Genomic DNA, 15,924 nt, shown 5'->3' with positions numbered 1-15,924 from the left:
CACTACAACACGAAACGCCCGCATAGTGCCTTGGGCTACCGCCCACCGGCCCCGGAAACCATCGTCCCGATGGAACCAAGGCCAATCATGCACTAACATTCAAACTGGACCACTCAAGTGGGGCTGATCACCAACAAGGAGGACAGTCACATCATCAGAGCCACACGGCACGTAAAAACTCACCTACTCAAAGCCGCTCCTGAGCGAAGCATTGAATGTAAGGCTCCCGCCACGAAGGACGTTGAGAATCGCAAATCTGCAGTCCCAAGCTCAATCATCGGATCTAAAGCGCGGGAGTTTGGAGTCGGCGCTCTGTGGTTTGAGTTGCCTTCAAATGATACGCACCACTGACATGAACGACGGCGCAAAGGTGGGTAAAAAGGTGGGTAAAGAACCAAGGCCTCAATAAGAATATATTAAAAACAGAGCCTTGCGAAAAAATAGTGGTGCCCCCACACGGACTCGAACCGCGGACCTACTGATTACAAATCTGTTCTACCACCTTCTCATGGCGCCACATATCTGAAATAATATGACTGAAAAACAGCCAGATACAGCGCACGAGTTGAACATTGCTGACCATCGATAGCCGCCATTGCGCACGTTATTTGAGAGCCTAAGATGAGCCTAACGGACCTACAGATTAAACGTCTGAAGGCCCCAGAGAACGGGCAAAAGACATACTACGACCCCGGACTGCCCGGCTTCGGCGTGCGTGTTTCACAAGGCGGCAGCAAGACCTTTGTCGTCCTTTGTGGCAGGGATCGCCGCCGCCGCAGTCTCGGTCGCTATCCAGAGCTTTCGCTGTCAGATGCTCGCATCCTGGCCAAGCGCGCACAGGCGGACTTCGCGCTTGACGAAGTGACGCCGTCGCAAGACTTGCCCGCCATTTCCTTCGACGTCGCCCGCGAAAGATTCTTGGCCGATACCGAGACCAGGACAAAGACCCGGACAATCGACGAATATCGTCGCCTCCTATACCGGCATTTTCATTTCGACTGCGCCCTGAGTGAGCTGACCCGCGATCAAGTCGCCGCCCCAATTGAAGCCCTGAAAGCGACACCATCGGAACAGAAACACGCCTTTGTCGCCATCCGCACCATGATGAACTGGTGCGTCAAACGCGGGTTTCTGCACGTATCACCGGTCCCGGCGTTCACCTTCAGATCAAAGCCGCGGGAACGGGTCTTGAGCGACCCGGAACTTGCGGCTGTCTGGCACCGCGCCGAAGCATATGGATGGCTATTCGGGCGGATCGTCCAACTTCTCATTCTGACCGGACAACGCCGTGGCGAGATCGTCGGCCTGCGCAGCGGCTGGATCGAGGAACAGATGATCCACTACCCCGCCGAATTCGTGAAGAACCAGCGCGCCCACACCATCCCATTGGGCGACTGGTCCATGCAGATCATCGAAACCCTGCCCGAAAGCGCCGACCTCCTGTTTCCCTCATGCCTAGATGATAGCAAGCCATACAACGGCTTCTCCAAGTCAAAGGCTGCGTTTGACCGCGAGTTGGATATCGCGCCCTACACGCTACATGACCTGCGCCGGACCTTCAGCAGCACGATGGCCAGGTTGGGCACACCGTTGCATGTGACCGAAAAGATGCTCAACCACGTATCCGGCACAATCAGCGGTGTCGCGGCCGTGTACAACCGGCATGCCTATATCGACGAGATGAGGCAGGGGTACGCCGCCTACGAGGCCTACCTGCGTGACATTTTCGAGAAACATGGACCCGAAGAAAAAACTTCCCTAGCCTAGCCAGACCTAGGAACTGTCGAAACCTGGGCATCGCGATGCTCTTCAATCATGGAGAGATCGTGATGAGGATAATTTCAAAGCGTCAGGTCAAGGAGCTGGTCCTGTATTCGCCGCAACACATTGCCCGCCTAGAGAAAGCAGGCCAATTCCCGAAACGGGTACAGCTGGGCGTGAACCGGGTTGGCTGGGTGGAAGCGGAAGTACTGGCTTGGCTCGAAGAACGGCTTGCCCGCCGCGAAGTCCAAGACGAACGCTCCTGATCTCGGGAGCCGGGTGGCCGGGTGTGCACAGCTCGGTCACCCATCAAGTCGGGTCGTACGGCACCAGTTAGAAATACCGGCCGAATGAATGAACTGACTGGAGGCTGTTCGCCAGAAGTTGTTTCGATGTCAAGTTGTGGAGGGAAAAAGATACGCAAAAAAATTCTGCTCAGCGGACAGGTTCAAATCCCGACCACATGCCAGGTTTCTCCGAGAATAGCGTCCGATACGATTGCTTTCTCTCGCTCTCACCGGGTGCGTTGACGGCTTTGCGCTGGCCGCGGCGCATTTGAGCAGGGCGCCTCAAGGCACTGATTTACATATATTTTTCTTTCACGCCTTCGTCGCTGCGCAACCGCTGTGAGTTGCGAAGAAGGAGACAATGATGAAACCAACTTGCTTGAACCAGAAAGAGCTGGCCGAACGCTGGACCATTTCGCACCGCACCCGGGAGCGGTGGCGGCGGGCCGGCGAAGGGCCTGTCTACATGAAGGTCGGAGGGCGCGTCGTCAACCGCATCGCCGATATCGAGACCTTCGAACGCGACGTAATGAATGCCACGTCTGATCAGAACGTCCCGGTCAACTGACGCCGACCTCGTCCTCCACATCCGTGGTGTTGCTCCAAAGCTCTGATTTGCGTGGCATTCCGATTGCGCCGCACCCCCAGATCGGCTAGCCTCGCCTTAGGCCCAGAAAATGGGCGCGCATAGTTAGGGTGCGCACTGCCCAAGCCGGGGAGCGCAATGGAAAACGACAGGTCGGAACTTCGATGGGGCGTCGAGCAACGCCTTGAGTTCATAGAGTTCCGCCTGTTCTGGGAGGGATATGTGAACCGCAGCGATCTGATGGAGCAGTTCGGCGTCTCGGTGAACCAAGCGTCCACCGACCTGAACCGCTACATCGGTTTCGCGCCGGATAACATGGTCTACGACAAGAGCGCGCGGACATATGTCCGCGGCTCGGACTTCAAGGCGCAGTTCCTTCAGCCCGATGCGAGCTGCTACCTAGCGCAGCTACGCTCACTCTCTGACGGAATCCTCGACCGGGAGGATTCCTGGGTAGCCAACCTCCCGCCTTACGCGTCCGCCCCGACGCCTGTGCGCGGCGTCAATCCAGTGACGCTTCGTTCCGTCGTCGGCGCCATTCGCCGGTCCGAGGCGATCGAGGTGATGTACCAATCACTGTCCAGCCCGGAGCCGCGCTGGCGTTGGATCGCGCCCCACGCCATCGCGTTCGACGGCTTCCGCTGGCACACGCGAGCGTTCTGCCTGAACGATGAGTGCTTCAAAGACTTCCTGCTGTCGCGAATGCTAAAGATCCGAGGCTCACGGGAGAGCGAAGCCTCGGCTGCCAACGACAGCGATTGGCATTCCGAGATCACGCTGGAGATCGCCCCCCATCCAGACCTCTCGGAAACGCAGGCGAAGGTCATCGCGCTCGACTACGGCATGCGAAGCGGCAAGGCTAAGGTCAAGGTCCGGCGCGCGCTGCTCTACTACGCGCTCAGGCGGCTTGGACTAGACACAGATCCCGCAGCGCGGAAGCCGCAGGACCAACAGATTGTGCTCTTAAATTCGGACGTATTGATGAGAAACGCCAGCTGAAACCATGTATTCGCGAATAGTCCACCTCGACAACAACGCTACTACCCGACCTGTACCAGAGGTCGTAGCCGCCGTAATTCGGACGCTCAAGACCGATTGGGCAAACCCGTCCAGCGCGCATGGATTTGGGCAGAACGCCGCGCGGACAGTGGCTTCATCGCGCGAACAGGTGGCACGACTTCTCGGAGTGCAGGCTGAGCAAGTGGTTTTCACCTCCGGTGCTACAGAGGCGAACGAGGCAGTGTTGCGTCATCATGCCAAACTATGCGCGACACTGATAACCTCAACGGCAGAGCACCCGGCGGTGGCGGCGTATTATTTTCAGCACAAGCCACAGCTTGTCCGAACGGTTCCATTGGATGAATCTGGGCGCTGGCGACTAGATGCACTCGAGACAGTGCTAAGCAGCATCAGTGGGCCGAAACTGATCGCTTTCGCTTGGGCGAATGGCGAAACAGGCGTTCTGCAGGATCTGGCGGCGATCAAGGCCATGGCAGAGCGGTATGACGCGGTTTGTCTGGTCGATGCCTCTCAAGCGGTGGGGCGGGTTGCATTTGAGGCAGACGGCGCAGTCTATCTCACCTTCTCCGGTCACAAACTGCACGGGCCGAAAGGTGTTGGTGTTTTGGTGCAACCGGAAACCGTACCGCCAGTGGAAATCTCGGTAGGCGGCGGACAGGAACGTGGTTGGAGAGGCGGTACGCTGAATGTGCCGGGCATCGCCGGTCTTGGTGTCGCGTGCGAACTCCGAAAGCGGGAATTAAATGGGGCCATCAGAGATATGGCCCGATTGCGCGATCTGTTTGAAAGCCAAGTGATGTCTGGAATTCCCAACACCCGCGTAAATGGCGCGGATGCGCAGCGGGTGCCGAACACTAGTAATCTGACGGTTCCGGGTGTGGACGGCATGGCGCTAGTGGCTCGGCTTGAGGCGCGCGGTATCCTCTGTTCTCAGGTTTCGGCCTGCTCATCGGGGCAGCCAGAGCCGTCACGCACACTGCTGGCGATGGGCCTATCAAGGGATGACGCCTATGCAAGTCTCCGCATAGCCGTAGCCGTCGACACGCGGGAAGATGACATCGAATTCGCAGCACAGGCATTCGTGGATGAGGCGCTGTTTCTTCGAGCGATGATGGGTGATCTGGTATGAAGCTCGGCGGGCACGAAACCTTCTATCCAAGGCCGGGCTGGTTGACTAAGGGCCTCCTTCACCTGCGAGAAGGTGGCACGGGCGTCTTTTCAGTCCCCGAGACAGCGGACCAGCTAGGGGTCGGGCGCAATATGGCCAAGTCAATTGGCTGGTGGCTCCACGCGACTGGCCTCGCGACACGGTCGAGCAGGAATAGTCCGTTGGAACTCACGGTCCTCGGCAGCGTATTGGCAGAGTACGATCCGTACATGGTCCGGCTGGGCACATGGTGGTTGGTGCATGCTAGCGCCATGACATGTGGAGTTGAGACGTCGTTGCCTTGGTTCTTCTCGCCGCGAAGACCAGAGCGCTGCGACCGGACTATATTGGCCGAGACACTCGCGCGCGACCTTTCGCCGAACCGGGGGAAGGCGCCGGCCATAAAGACAGTTCAGCGCGAGGTGGCGGCGGTGATGCAGACTTACGCTGTGCCGGTACCTCGGTCGCGGAATGACCCGGAGGACAATCTAGGGTCACCATTTCACCGCCTAGACCTTTGGCGGCATCTGTCTGGGGCAGACAGGTTCGAGCGCTCGGAGCCGACGCCCACCCCGCCCGAGGCACTTGGGTTGGTCCTTTCAGCGCTCGGAATGAGTCGGCCCAGCGCCGATCTGCGTGAGGGCGTTTTGCAGGACATCGCGATCGGCAGCGCGCCGATGACCCGCGCCGGGGCGATGTTGGGTCGGTCACGCGAAGCGCTCTTGGATCTTGCCGCAGCAAGTGAACGGGAACTTGGGCCCGAGGTCCTGCGGTTGCGGACACTGGCCGGCGAACGCTATGTTTCGCTGCCGAGTGCGGCTGCCGCGACCTGGGCGCGGCGCTTCTATGACCGCGTTGGCGCAGCCCGGGAGGCGGCATGAACCTCTTGCGCTCAATCAACATCGCGGATGACCGCGCGCGGGCAGAGGTGATCGCCGCATACCGTCCCACGCGCAAGACCCTGCAGGTGGTCCGCGCCGTCTGCGGACTTGAGCGGAGCTCGGCCACTAATGTGGTCGCACCCTATGGCGCGGGAAAATCGCTTGCCGCGCTTGCCGGGATCACCCTTCTTGCTGGCGATCCGGCTATGGCCCGGCAGCTGCGCGCGCGCATCGCTGCAGTGGACCCGGCCTTGGGCGCAGTCGAGACCCACAGGTCGACGCTACTCCTGCTGCTGCATGGCGCCTGCCCCGACCTAGCTGCGGAGCTTGCCGAGCGGGCGGAAGTGGAAGCAGGCCCGCTCTCCAACGTTCTGGCGGCCATCCTTCGCCGCGCCCGGCGGAACGGCATGGCGCAGATCGTTATCGTTTGGGACGAGTTCGGCCAGCATCTGGAAACCCTTGTGCGCGAGGGCCGTCCAGAGGACCTGCTGGCGGTGCAGGATCTAGCGGAATGGGCGGTGCGACGGACCGAGCCTCGGGTGACGCTGACCACTCTCATGCACCAAGGGGTCTACCATTATACCCGACGTGCATCGGACACGGCACAATCGGCGTGGAGAAAGATCGAGGGGCGATTTGAAACGCTCAGCTTGATCGACGATGGCGTCGACGCGATGGAGATGCTGGCCGAGGCGCTTGACGAGCGACGCGACGCGCCCGATGCAGCTGCCATTGCCCGCGCCCGAGCCGCGGGCTTCTTCGCCGATATCACCGACGACGCGAGGCTGTCTGACATCCTCTCCCGCACCGCGCCGCTGACACCGGCAGCGCTTCAGATTCTGCCAAGCCTCGCCACGCAGGTGGCTCAGGCCGAACGAACGATGTTCCGCTACCTTTCTGATGTGGTGGCGGCGGCCGAGCCTGGGACGGCCCTAGGCGTCGATGAGCTCTACGACTTCTTCGCCCCGGCGATGCGCTCCGACACCGGACCAGGTGGCACCCACCGCCGCTTTGTCGAGACCGAGACGGCGCTGTCACGCGCCGAAACAGATCTAGAACGGAGGGTGATAAAAACCGCGGCGTTACTGCAACTCGGCCGCAGCGCGGAGCGGCTGAAGCTGTCGCGTGCGCGGCTGGTCTATGCTGTGGCGGAGGGCAGCCCAGCGACGTCAGAGGCCGTCGATGCCGCGATCGACGCGCTAGTGGCGCGCAAACTGCTCCTCCATCGCCGCAGGGTGGACGACATCTCGGTCTGGCATGGCGCTGACATCGACCTTGGTCAGATGGTCACTGAGGAGGCTGCTCGACTGGCGATGGAAAGCGACCCGGTGGAGGCGCTGGAGCGGATGTTCCCGCCCGATGCCTATACCGCGCCACCTTACAACCACGCCCGAGGGATTACCCGCTTCGCTCGGGCCCGCTTCGTGCGCGAAGGCGACCTGATCTCGGCTACCGGCCTGGAGGAACTTCGTGCTCATGCCGATAGCGAGGATGCGCTGGTGGCGCTAGTCATCGACGCCACCGCAGACCGGCCGGACCTTATGGAGCTTGCCCGCGCCCTTCCGCCCCACCTAATCCTGGCGCTGCCCCGCCGTTCCGCTGAGGTTGGCCCAATTCTCGCTGACCTCCTCGCATTGGAGGCGCTGTTAGACCGCCCCGAGCTTCTTGCCACCGACCCGCTAGTGGAGCGCGAGCTTCAGGAACTGAAGTCCGAGGCCGAGGCAGCGCTGCGCCAAAGCCTCGAACGCCTGATGAACCCCGACCGCGGTGAGGTGGTCTGGCTGTCCGGCCCGTCGATTCATAGCTTCGCCGAGAGCGGCATCTCAGGCGAGATCCTTTCGCGCCTGTTCGAGGAACGCTTCCCCCATACTCCGCGGATCGCCAACGAGCAGGTCGTACGGCGCAAGGTCTCGGCAGTCACCCGCTCGGCTCGCAAACGCTGCATGCTTGCGATCATCGAACGCACTGGTATCCGTGCGCTCGGCTACGAGGGCGCCACATCCGCCGATGCCTCGATCTACCGCACGGTCTTCGAGCGCACCGGCCTCTATGGCTGCATCAACGGCGCCTGGCGGTGGCGGATGCCTTCGGAACTAGATGATCTCTCGATGAGGCATGTCTGGTCAGAGATCGAGGGCTTCTTTGCCCAACCATCTGAACAGCCCAAGAGCGTCGAGGACCTCATCGATAGGCTGACAGCCCCACCGATCGGGCTGCGGGAAGGCGTGCTGCCGCTCCTGCTGACGGCAGGAATGGTCGCGTTCGGACGAGCTTTGGCGTTGCGGGAACTCGTCGACGGCCGCGCGAGGTATGTGGACGACATCCAGCCAAGCCTGATCGAAAAGATGTGCGAGGAGCCAAAGAGGTTCGAACTGGAAGTGCCGGCTCTGACATCAGGGCAGTCGAGCAATCTCAAGAAGATGATCCGGTGTCTGGTCGGGGACCTTGACCCGCAGGAGCCAGACCTGCTGAGAGGCCTTTATGATGCCTTACTGGAATGGCGAAGTGGTCTTCCACCTCCGGCCCTGAGCACAAAAGGCTTGGGCGAGAATGCGGGTCGGCTACAGCCTCTCTTGCGCAAGAAATCTTTCGACCCCGTATACTTCCTATTCCGAGAACTGCCGCAGGTGCTCGGTGAACAAGCCTTGAACGCAGAGACGATTGAAGTATTCGCCACAGCTGTACGCCAGATCGAAGGTGTATCATCCGCCTTTGCCGACCAAGCAATTGACGTCGCTGCGGCGACTTTTACCCGCCGGCTAAGGGGCAGCCCGCGCCCTCTTCTCGATGCTGCCTCGGAGTGGGCGGCCTGCGTTCCACTCGGAGACGAAGCGGTGCGCGCCCTTGATCATGAAGCCAGGGGGGTACTCGCACGTGCGCGCAGCTCCAGTAGCTCGCCTAGGGGCGCGCGAGGTTTCGTAACTCAGTTGAGCGGTATTCTCTGCGGTGAGGGCTTCGAAGCATGGGATGCCCGTACGGCTGACCTCTTTCGCGATCGGCTCGAAGAGGCGCTCGTACGGATTGAAGATGCAGTGCTTGAGCGCGCGGACGGCAGCGACGCATTCGAGCCATTTTTTCGCAACAAGCTGGCCACAGTCTTTGACGTTTACGATGCCAAGATCGGCCGTGCGCGCCTAATCAAATACTTCGATGAAATATACAGGGGGACGCCATGACGCCAACTAGTCTTTCCAACGCGGTGCAGGACCAGTCACGGCGCCACATCATCCCGCTGAGCGGGGGCAAGGACTCTACCGCACTGGCGGTCTACATGCTCGAACGACACGGCGACCTGCCGCTGGAGTTTGTGTTCACAGACACTGGGGCCGAGCTGCCGGAGACCTACAGCTATCTACGCCGGTTCGAAGCAATCTTTGGAGTGGAAATCAACCGGCTCACTGCCCTCGACCTACCCGAGCTGCAGGTGCGCTCGAAAGGTGGGCGCCGGTCGCCCTTCGATGTCCTGCTGAACGAGGTCTATTCGGGCTTCCTCCCCAACCCGCAGGCGCGCTGGTGTACCCGCATGCTGAAGATCAAGCCGTTCGAGCATTTCGTCGGCGGCGACGATGCATATAGCTACATCGGAATTCGCGCTGACGAGAACAGGGAAGGCTTTCGCGGCGCCGCTGCCGGACCCTCACCAGAAGACGACGAAGAGCAGGCTGAAACCGGACGCGCCAAGCCGGTCGTGCTGTCCAACCGCAACAACATCTTGCCGGTCTATCCGCTCAAAGACATCGGCTTCGGCCTCGACGACGTTCGCGACTTGCTGCTGGGCAGCGGTCTCGGGCTGCCACCGTATTACGATTGGCGGTCGCGGTCGGGCTGCTACTTTTGTTTTTATCAGCAGGTCGGAGAGTGGCAGGGGCTGAAAGAACGTCACCCTGAGCTGTTCGAGGCGGCCAAGACCTACGAGGCGACCAAGGCGAACGGGCGGCGCTTCACCTGGTCCCAGACCCGCTCGCTGGAAGAGCTGGAGAAGCTTCGCGAACGCTATGCAACCCCCACAGGCGAGCCGGAAGATGGGTGCGCAATCTGCCACTTGTGAGGCTAGGATGACAAGCAACCCCCTCGTCGATTTCCTGGCTTCCTACGGCCCTCAAGCGTCCTCGAATAATCTCTACGACGAGTTCGTGGTTGAGGCCGCCAAGAGAACCGGCTGTGCGGCCCTTGAAATCGACCAGCCCCTCACAGCCGAGTTGATCGGGCTTCTGCAGTCCGCCACGCCAAAATGTGTGATCCTTACCGGGACGGCCGGGGACGGCAAAACGTACACCGCTCGGAAGGTGGCCGAGGCGCTGTCCGGCGAGGCTCGCGTCTGGTCCAACACACAGAAGATCTACACCCTGCCTAACCCCTTGCCGTCCGGCCGATCGGCTCTCTTCATCAAGGACCTCAGCGAGATCAACGAAGCTGAGAAGAACCGCATATTTCCCGACATAATGGCAGCGCTGACCGGCGAGACCACCAACGTCTTCGTTATATGTGTCAACGATGGTCATCTGCTGAAGTTCTTCCGCGATCGTGGGGAAGCCGAGCTTCACGACCGGTTCGCGGAGATGCTGCGCAGCGACGCCCGCGAAGATCCGAACGGACACTTCTTGCTGGTCAACATGTCGCGGCAGTCCCATCGGCACCTTGTGGATCAGATCGTCGACGGCGTGGCGGACCACGATGGATGGGCGGGGTGCGAGGGCTGTCCGGCGCTTGCCGACAAGGAAAATCCCTGCCCAATCCGCTGCAATCGCGACATCCTTCTACGGAACGATCCGGCATCGATGCGCGCCCGGCTCAAGGACATGATCCGCATGGCGGCCGCCGACGGACGACATCTGTCGATCCGTCAGCTAATCTTGCTTACGGTCAATATCCTGCTCGGGGACGCACGAGCCGGCTCGACTCTGTTGACTTGTCAGAAGGCGAAGCGACGGGCGCGGGAGAACGACTATGGTTCGACAAATCCCTTCGCCAATGCCTTCGGGGTGAACCTGACCGAGCGCGAGCGCCGGCAATATGGCGCCTTCACAGTCCTCAGCGAGTATCAGGTGGGGTTCGAAACCAACAACGTCTTCGATCACGGACTGTTGTGGGGCGACAATAGTTTGCCCGACTGTCCCTGGTACGGAGAGCGCATCTTCGCGTCGATCCGAGACATGTACCGGGGCGACCCGTCCCGCCATTCAGCCGATTTCCAGCGCGCTATTGTCGATCAGCGGCGGCGGTTGTTCTTTTCGCTCGATCCGCAGAGTACCGAGGTCCGTACCAACCCACAACGCAGCCCGTGGAATCTGTCTGTCTTCAAGCATGGCGCCGACTACGTCGCAATGGTCGATGGCCTCCTCGGCTCGGGCATGCCACAGCAGGTTGCTCGCCAGTTGCTGCGCGGACTGAACCGCATGATGACCGGTGAGATGACGATCACAGACGATCGCCTTTGGATCACAGCGCCATCCGGTGTCTATCTGGGCAGTGAAATCCCACTGTTAGTACAGCATGCCGGTCATCCTCGCACTGGCGGCATTAGCACGATGTCCTTCCTTGTGTCCGGCAACCACCGCGTCGGTCCTTCCGACAACGGCCGACCACCGGTAATTCGCGTCGTAACCCGAGGGCGGGAGGATCGGGCGGTGGACCTCGCGCTTCGACCGACCCTTGTCGAGTGCTTGCTTCGGATTGCCGATGGTGCTCTGCCGGCCAGCTTTTCCTCTGAATGCCAGCGGGAGGTCGAGCGCTTCCAGTTGCAGGTGGCAACGGAAGTCCGACAGGCGTTCGAGCTCGACGGAGCAGCTCCGATGCCCAAGGAGGTTCGGATGTTGGACGGCAATCTGCAGGAGCATGCGATCGCAATCATGGCAGAGGGAGATGCCTGGTGATGAACATCATGTCCACTAGCCGATTGCCGCCGCCCCCGAACGTCCTCGACAGTTCCGATATGCGTGTGCAGGAGCTCATTCACGGTCACCGCTTCATGCAGGAGCAGGAGCCGTTCATGATCGTCCTCGAGACGCTGGCGGTCTGCGCGGATAGACCTCTGGGCAGCGTCCTGCCCAAGCCGGACGCACATGAAGCATTCCACTATGCTCTGCCGCACCGGCGCAAGATGCGGTTCCTGCTGTTTCAGGATCGGCATCTTGAACAGGTTGTCGAGGACAGTTCCATCCCTGACCACGAAAAGTGGCACGAATGGAAAACTCGGGTCAACGTGCAGTTCGGTGAGGGACAGCGCGAGCTCGGCGCGGGATCCTCGCACGATGCCTTCGCCTACCTGGACGAACGGTTTTCCATGGATATCAACGCTCTGCACCAGGCAGTCCGGCTACTGCAGTCGCGTGAACTTGATGTGATGCACAACCGACGGTGGACGTCGCGCTTCCTCGCGGTGACCGGACCGGACATGATCTGCACGGACATGCGAGAGGCCCGCGGCGGCTGGACGGCTGACCGGCGCTTCTTCGGCCGAGGTGGCGAGCTTGTGTATTTGATGCTGAACCGCTCATCGTTCGCAGTCGAGCTGAAGCAGTTGGTCCAAGAGCGGCTTCTCTCCGAAAACGACCCGATGAATCGGATCGCACAAGCTCTGTCAGACCCAGCAGACACCGGCGCGTCCAACACCCAGATCGGATATCTCCCGCACTTGACCCTGTCCGCCTATGATCGTCTCGCCGAAGACTGGCTGAACGTCCTGATGTGCAATCGCTTGCCGGAGGGCCACATCTTCGAGCCTCTTTTCCGTATCACGGGGCTCAACATCGTCGTCTATCTGGCGGAGCGGGCACAAGAAGAGGTTGGGGCACCAACAGCTATACCGATCGTCGCCGATCTTACCGATGGCGGCAACCAACAGCTGCGCGAGGAGGCCAAGGTCCACCTCAACCTGCACCGAGATGTCGCCAATCGTGCGGTACGCGCCTTTGTGGAGCGAGTGCTTGGGGACTGCGATCGTTGGAAGATGGCGCTAGAGCGAAGCGATCCTGGTCTCGCCAAGCAGGCATTGAAGGAAAGATTTGGCTTCACCAAGGGCGACGACCAGCGCGGAAACGCTGCAACACCCGCGCAGCAACTAGAAGCATTCATCGACCACGCGATGCAGCGCGACAAGAACAATACCTACAAGTACCTGTTGCCGCTAGCAAAGGCGTCAGGACTGGCGACGTCGCGACAACGGGTTGGGCCATGGTTCGCCCTCGACGATGGGATGCTATTTTCCCTCGTTCTCGCCAACGTCACGCATACCATCGAGTTGCGAGATTTCGTGGCCCAACTTTATCGGCGCTATGGGCTGGTCATCGGCCCCGAGGAGGCCCGGGATGCATTCGGGCGTATCCATGTCGAGCGCTACGAGGCGAACCTTGCCGCCCTCGAGGCGCGAATGACCCGGCTCGCCCTGACACAACGCCTTTCGGATGACTGTGCATTTGTGACGAACCCATACAGGTTGTGAGATGAATTTATCGACAAAGCTTTCCGAGGTTTCCGCCCCTGACGCCCGGAGAGGCGATCTAATCGCTCGCGTCGTCTGGGGGATTGTGCTGAGCGCTGTAGACAACGCGGCGGCCGGGCAGCGTGTCACTTTCATGCTCGCTGGTCTGAAGGCAGAGGCGCTTGAGGGAATCGCTCGCAACAAGCCTGCAGATCTACATGGCAGGAGCCTGCTTCTGAAGATGAACCCCAAGGCCGCACCGGGTATGCAGGTCGATGAAGATTATCTGTCCGAGGAATCCGCCGTCCATTGGCGCCACAACGATGCCGCCGAAGTCATCGTCTTCGCGCCGCCTGACGCCGAACGCGAGGGCATTGGCGCCGGACTTGGCCCGATCTCCCGCATCGACGAACCCAGGATAATTGACCAGATCCCGGCATGGGTCGCGGAACTTGGCGAGACAGGAGAGGCCAACAGCTACCTGCGGGCCGCTCTCGAAGGGCTCCGTGACGCACGGGAAGTGTGCCTCGACCTTCAAATGTGGGTCGATTTCATCTGTGCCATTGTCGATCAGGGATTTGCCTACAAAGTCGATGTCCGCATCAGGAATGCGATGCCTGCTCTACGGATTCCCAAAGACGGCATCGTCAAGCTTCCGGCCTTCAAGCCGGAAGGTAACCCGAAGGCGCGTGCGCGGGACTTCTCTGCAGCCTTTCGCGATGCCCGCCTCGAGGCCGGGGTCTACGCCACTCTCATGACGCCCAAGCACGAGCGCGTTGATGTCGCAGCTGTGCGGGCACGGGTGGACGAGTTCCAGCATGACAACGAGCCTGAGGTGATTGAGGCCCTCGACGCTGTCCGGGCTCTCTTGGACGACGCGGATATGATTCTTCCTGGCGGGTGGCGGCCAAGCCAGGAATCGTTCTGCCGCAAGGTTTCCTGGGAGCGCGTCGGGGCCAGCGTGTTCGGGGGCAAGCGGAGTTCCTCTACGGAAAGCCTTGGCAAGCGCACCCTGCGCTTCATCGAAGGCAACTACGGCCACGATGTCACCAAAGAAGATCGGGACCTTCTCGACAGCCTGACCAACACCACCCCACGCGAGCCACGCGACGCCGAGGTGGAGTTCTTCAACCGCTGGCAGGAGCGCCTAGGCCGCGACGTCAAGCTCTTCAAGCCTTGGCAGAAGCGACTATTTTCAAAAGAGGTCATTGGGCACGATCTTTTGTCTGCCTTTGCGGAGGGTTTCGAGGCGCTTATAATCGCGGGCGACGCGGCGCTGGTAGACATGACTGAGCCGCGGGTCCTCGTTCGTGCCACACAGCATGACAAGGCCCTCTTTTGGGAGGGGCTCGATCCAGATATTCACCGGCTTTTCTGCTTTGAGCTGAGGGCCATGAAAGCGCTCTTCGGGCCGCATGTAGTTTGGGACCTCGCCGCAGCCGAGAAGTACCAGGGTACCGGGGATGCCGGCGGCAACGAAGCACGGAAGATCGACCTTGAACTGTATCTGGTAGAGGCCGAGGACCTGACCGATCTGGGCGGTCTTCGCAATCCCCCTAAGCAGGCACCCCGGGTCAAGACAACGTGGCAACCCGGAAAGTCACCCAAGGATGAACCGATCAGCCTCGCCCTGATCGAGGATCTCGACGCCCTGGCCAAGGCGGCCGAGGCGGGCGACAGCGTGTTCCGACCGCTGAACTTCGCACCGCGCTCTTGCGGGGAGAACACGCGCCTCTCCTCTACGAGCCTATTCGACCGGAATTCCTTCAGCGATGTAGCCCAAGGCGAGCAGGGACGCACCTTCGATTTGGTTGTCCGACCACAGGAGGACCTGCTTGGAGATCTTCGTTCACGGCTGCAAGAGCTTGAACGTAACCGAACACTGGACGGCGAAACCGTTACCGCCGTGCTGGCGGCGACCGAAGCCTTCGACGTGTCGTATCGTAGGGCGCTGAAGCAATTGTCGGAGGACCCTGGTGCGGCCTTCGCGTCGAGCATTCTCGAAGAGCAGGCCGAGGCCTATGGGATCCTATGCCGCACATGTCGTCTTCCCGCGACCACGGGCCGGGCGGGACGGGATATTCGTGCGCTTGTAGCCGGTATCGGCGTGGTGGCCTCCGACGGTGCCGACTCTATGGCTATTCTGACCGCCTGGCACCCCCTTCGGCTGGCCGAGCGGCGAGCGAAGATAGTTGAGCTTTCCTCTTTTGTGGAGGCTGTACTGACGTCTGGCCCCGCACGCAGCGCCGATCTCTCCGGGGCCTTTCAAGAGCGGAGGCTCGCACGCTCCCGTTGGGTTTTTCCCGAGGTCGTTTTTGCCCACGAAATGACGATGATCGCGGTCGAGGATCTTGGCGGTTACAGCCTGATGGTTCCTGCAGACTGCGTTGCCCGCAACCAAGAGGCGCTCGAAGCTTCCGCGCCATCGGCTGCAGTGAAGTTCATGGAGGGCGTCGACCAGTACCTGGAGGTTCACCCCCACGAGGCTACCAACCTTTCGGCGGCAATCTTCGACTCGGAAAGCCAGACTCTGCCGCGCGAGGTCGCGCGGGAGATGGCCAAGCGTCTGCAACGGAAGTCAGACCTGCGCTGCGACCTTGTCATCACGCATCGTGATCAGGATCGCATGCGCAGGATATATCGGAACCAAAACCTCCGCCTCGGAGCGGAGAATATTAGCGAGACGGCGCGCGGGTTTCTGTCGAGGTTGCGGGTCGACGTGCGCTCAAACCGTACCGCGGAGGGCGTGGATAGTGAGGTGCGGGACTTCGATTTGGTTTTCCTGCACGATGTCATCAGCCACCATGCCGATCCGGTCTGGG

At 60.7% G+C, this 15,924-nt stretch carries 11 protein-coding genes, 1 tRNA gene and 1 pseudogene; 12 read left to right on the top strand and 1 reads right to left on the bottom strand.

Translation table 11 applies throughout. From position 1 onward, the window contains the following. Window positions 1-444: 444 nt before the first annotated feature. A tRNA-Ser gene (locus ACN0SW_RS19245) sits at window positions 445-513 on the bottom strand. 108 nt (window positions 514-621) lie between these two features. Between ACN0SW_RS19245 and ACN0SW_RS19240 the strand changes: the two genes are divergently transcribed. From ACN0SW_RS19240 to ACN0SW_RS19185, 12 genes and pseudogenes are all read left to right on the top strand, one after another. Beyond that, window positions 622-1,767: a tyrosine-type recombinase/integrase gene (locus ACN0SW_RS19240; RefSeq protein WP_417729533.1), complete on the top strand. Its 1,146-nt coding sequence runs from the start codon at window positions 622-624 to the stop codon at window positions 1,765-1,767. Window positions 1,768-1,829: 62 nt separating this feature from the next. After that, the gene (locus tag ACN0SW_RS19235) at window positions 1,830-2,027 is read left to right on the top strand and encodes a helix-turn-helix transcriptional regulator (RefSeq protein WP_417729532.1); all 198 of its coding nucleotides are present in this window, start codon (window positions 1,830-1,832) and stop codon (window positions 2,025-2,027) included. 385 nt (window positions 2,028-2,412) lie between these two features. Beyond that, window positions 2,413-2,616, top strand: a complete 204-nt coding sequence (locus tag ACN0SW_RS19230; RefSeq protein ID WP_417729531.1) for a helix-turn-helix transcriptional regulator — start codon at window positions 2,413-2,415, stop codon at window positions 2,614-2,616. A gap of 156 nt (window positions 2,617-2,772) precedes the next feature. Further along, window positions 2,773-3,633, top strand: coding sequence for a WYL domain-containing protein (locus ACN0SW_RS19225; protein WP_417729530.1), 861 nt, complete (start codon window positions 2,773-2,775; stop codon window positions 3,631-3,633). A 4-nt stretch (window positions 3,634-3,637) separates the two neighbouring features. Next, on the top strand, window positions 3,638-4,783 hold the full coding sequence (locus ACN0SW_RS19220; protein ID WP_417729529.1) for a cysteine desulfurase family protein: 1,146 nt from the start codon (window positions 3,638-3,640) through the stop codon (window positions 4,781-4,783). Beyond that, window positions 4,780-5,370 (top strand): annotated as a pseudogene (locus ACN0SW_RS19215) (DUF4007 family protein); the annotation flags it as partial. The gene ACN0SW_RS19220 and the pseudogene ACN0SW_RS19215, both read left to right, overlap by 4 nt. Window positions 5,371-5,412: 42 nt before the next feature. Next, entirely contained in the window at window positions 5,413-5,682 is a 270-nt protein-coding gene (locus ACN0SW_RS19210) for a hypothetical protein (RefSeq protein WP_417729534.1), read from the top strand. After that, the gene (locus ACN0SW_RS19205; protein WP_417729528.1) at window positions 5,679-8,858 is read left to right on the top strand and encodes a hypothetical protein; all 3,180 of its coding nucleotides are present in this window, start codon (window positions 5,679-5,681) and stop codon (window positions 8,856-8,858) included. Before ACN0SW_RS19210 ends, ACN0SW_RS19205 begins: the two co-directional genes overlap by 4 nt. Further along, the gene (locus ACN0SW_RS19200) at window positions 8,855-9,730 is read left to right on the top strand and encodes a phosphoadenosine phosphosulfate reductase family protein (protein ID WP_417729527.1); all 876 of its coding nucleotides are present in this window, start codon (window positions 8,855-8,857) and stop codon (window positions 9,728-9,730) included. The genes ACN0SW_RS19205 and ACN0SW_RS19200 overlap by 4 nt, the downstream gene beginning before the upstream one ends. A gap of 7 nt (window positions 9,731-9,737) precedes the next feature. After that, window positions 9,738-11,555: a hypothetical protein gene (locus tag ACN0SW_RS19195; protein WP_417729526.1), complete on the top strand. Its 1,818-nt coding sequence runs from the start codon at window positions 9,738-9,740 to the stop codon at window positions 11,553-11,555. Next, on the top strand, window positions 11,552-13,123 hold the full coding sequence (locus ACN0SW_RS19190; RefSeq protein WP_417729525.1) for a hypothetical protein: 1,572 nt from the start codon (window positions 11,552-11,554) through the stop codon (window positions 13,121-13,123). Before ACN0SW_RS19195 ends, ACN0SW_RS19190 begins: the two co-directional genes overlap by 4 nt. A 1-nt stretch (window position 13,124) precedes the next feature. Further along, window positions 13,125-15,924, top strand: a 2,800-nt coding sequence (locus ACN0SW_RS19185; protein WP_417729524.1) for a hypothetical protein, incomplete at its 3' end; no start/stop codon positions are given.

Origin of the sequence: Roseovarius sp. (genome assembly GCF_048262375.1) — a bacterium.
Classification (GTDB): domain Bacteria; phylum Pseudomonadota; class Alphaproteobacteria; order Rhodobacterales; family Rhodobacteraceae; genus Roseovarius.
The sequence above is the reverse complement of the archived record's forward strand: the minus strand, read 5'-3'. Positions and strand labels throughout refer to the sequence as shown.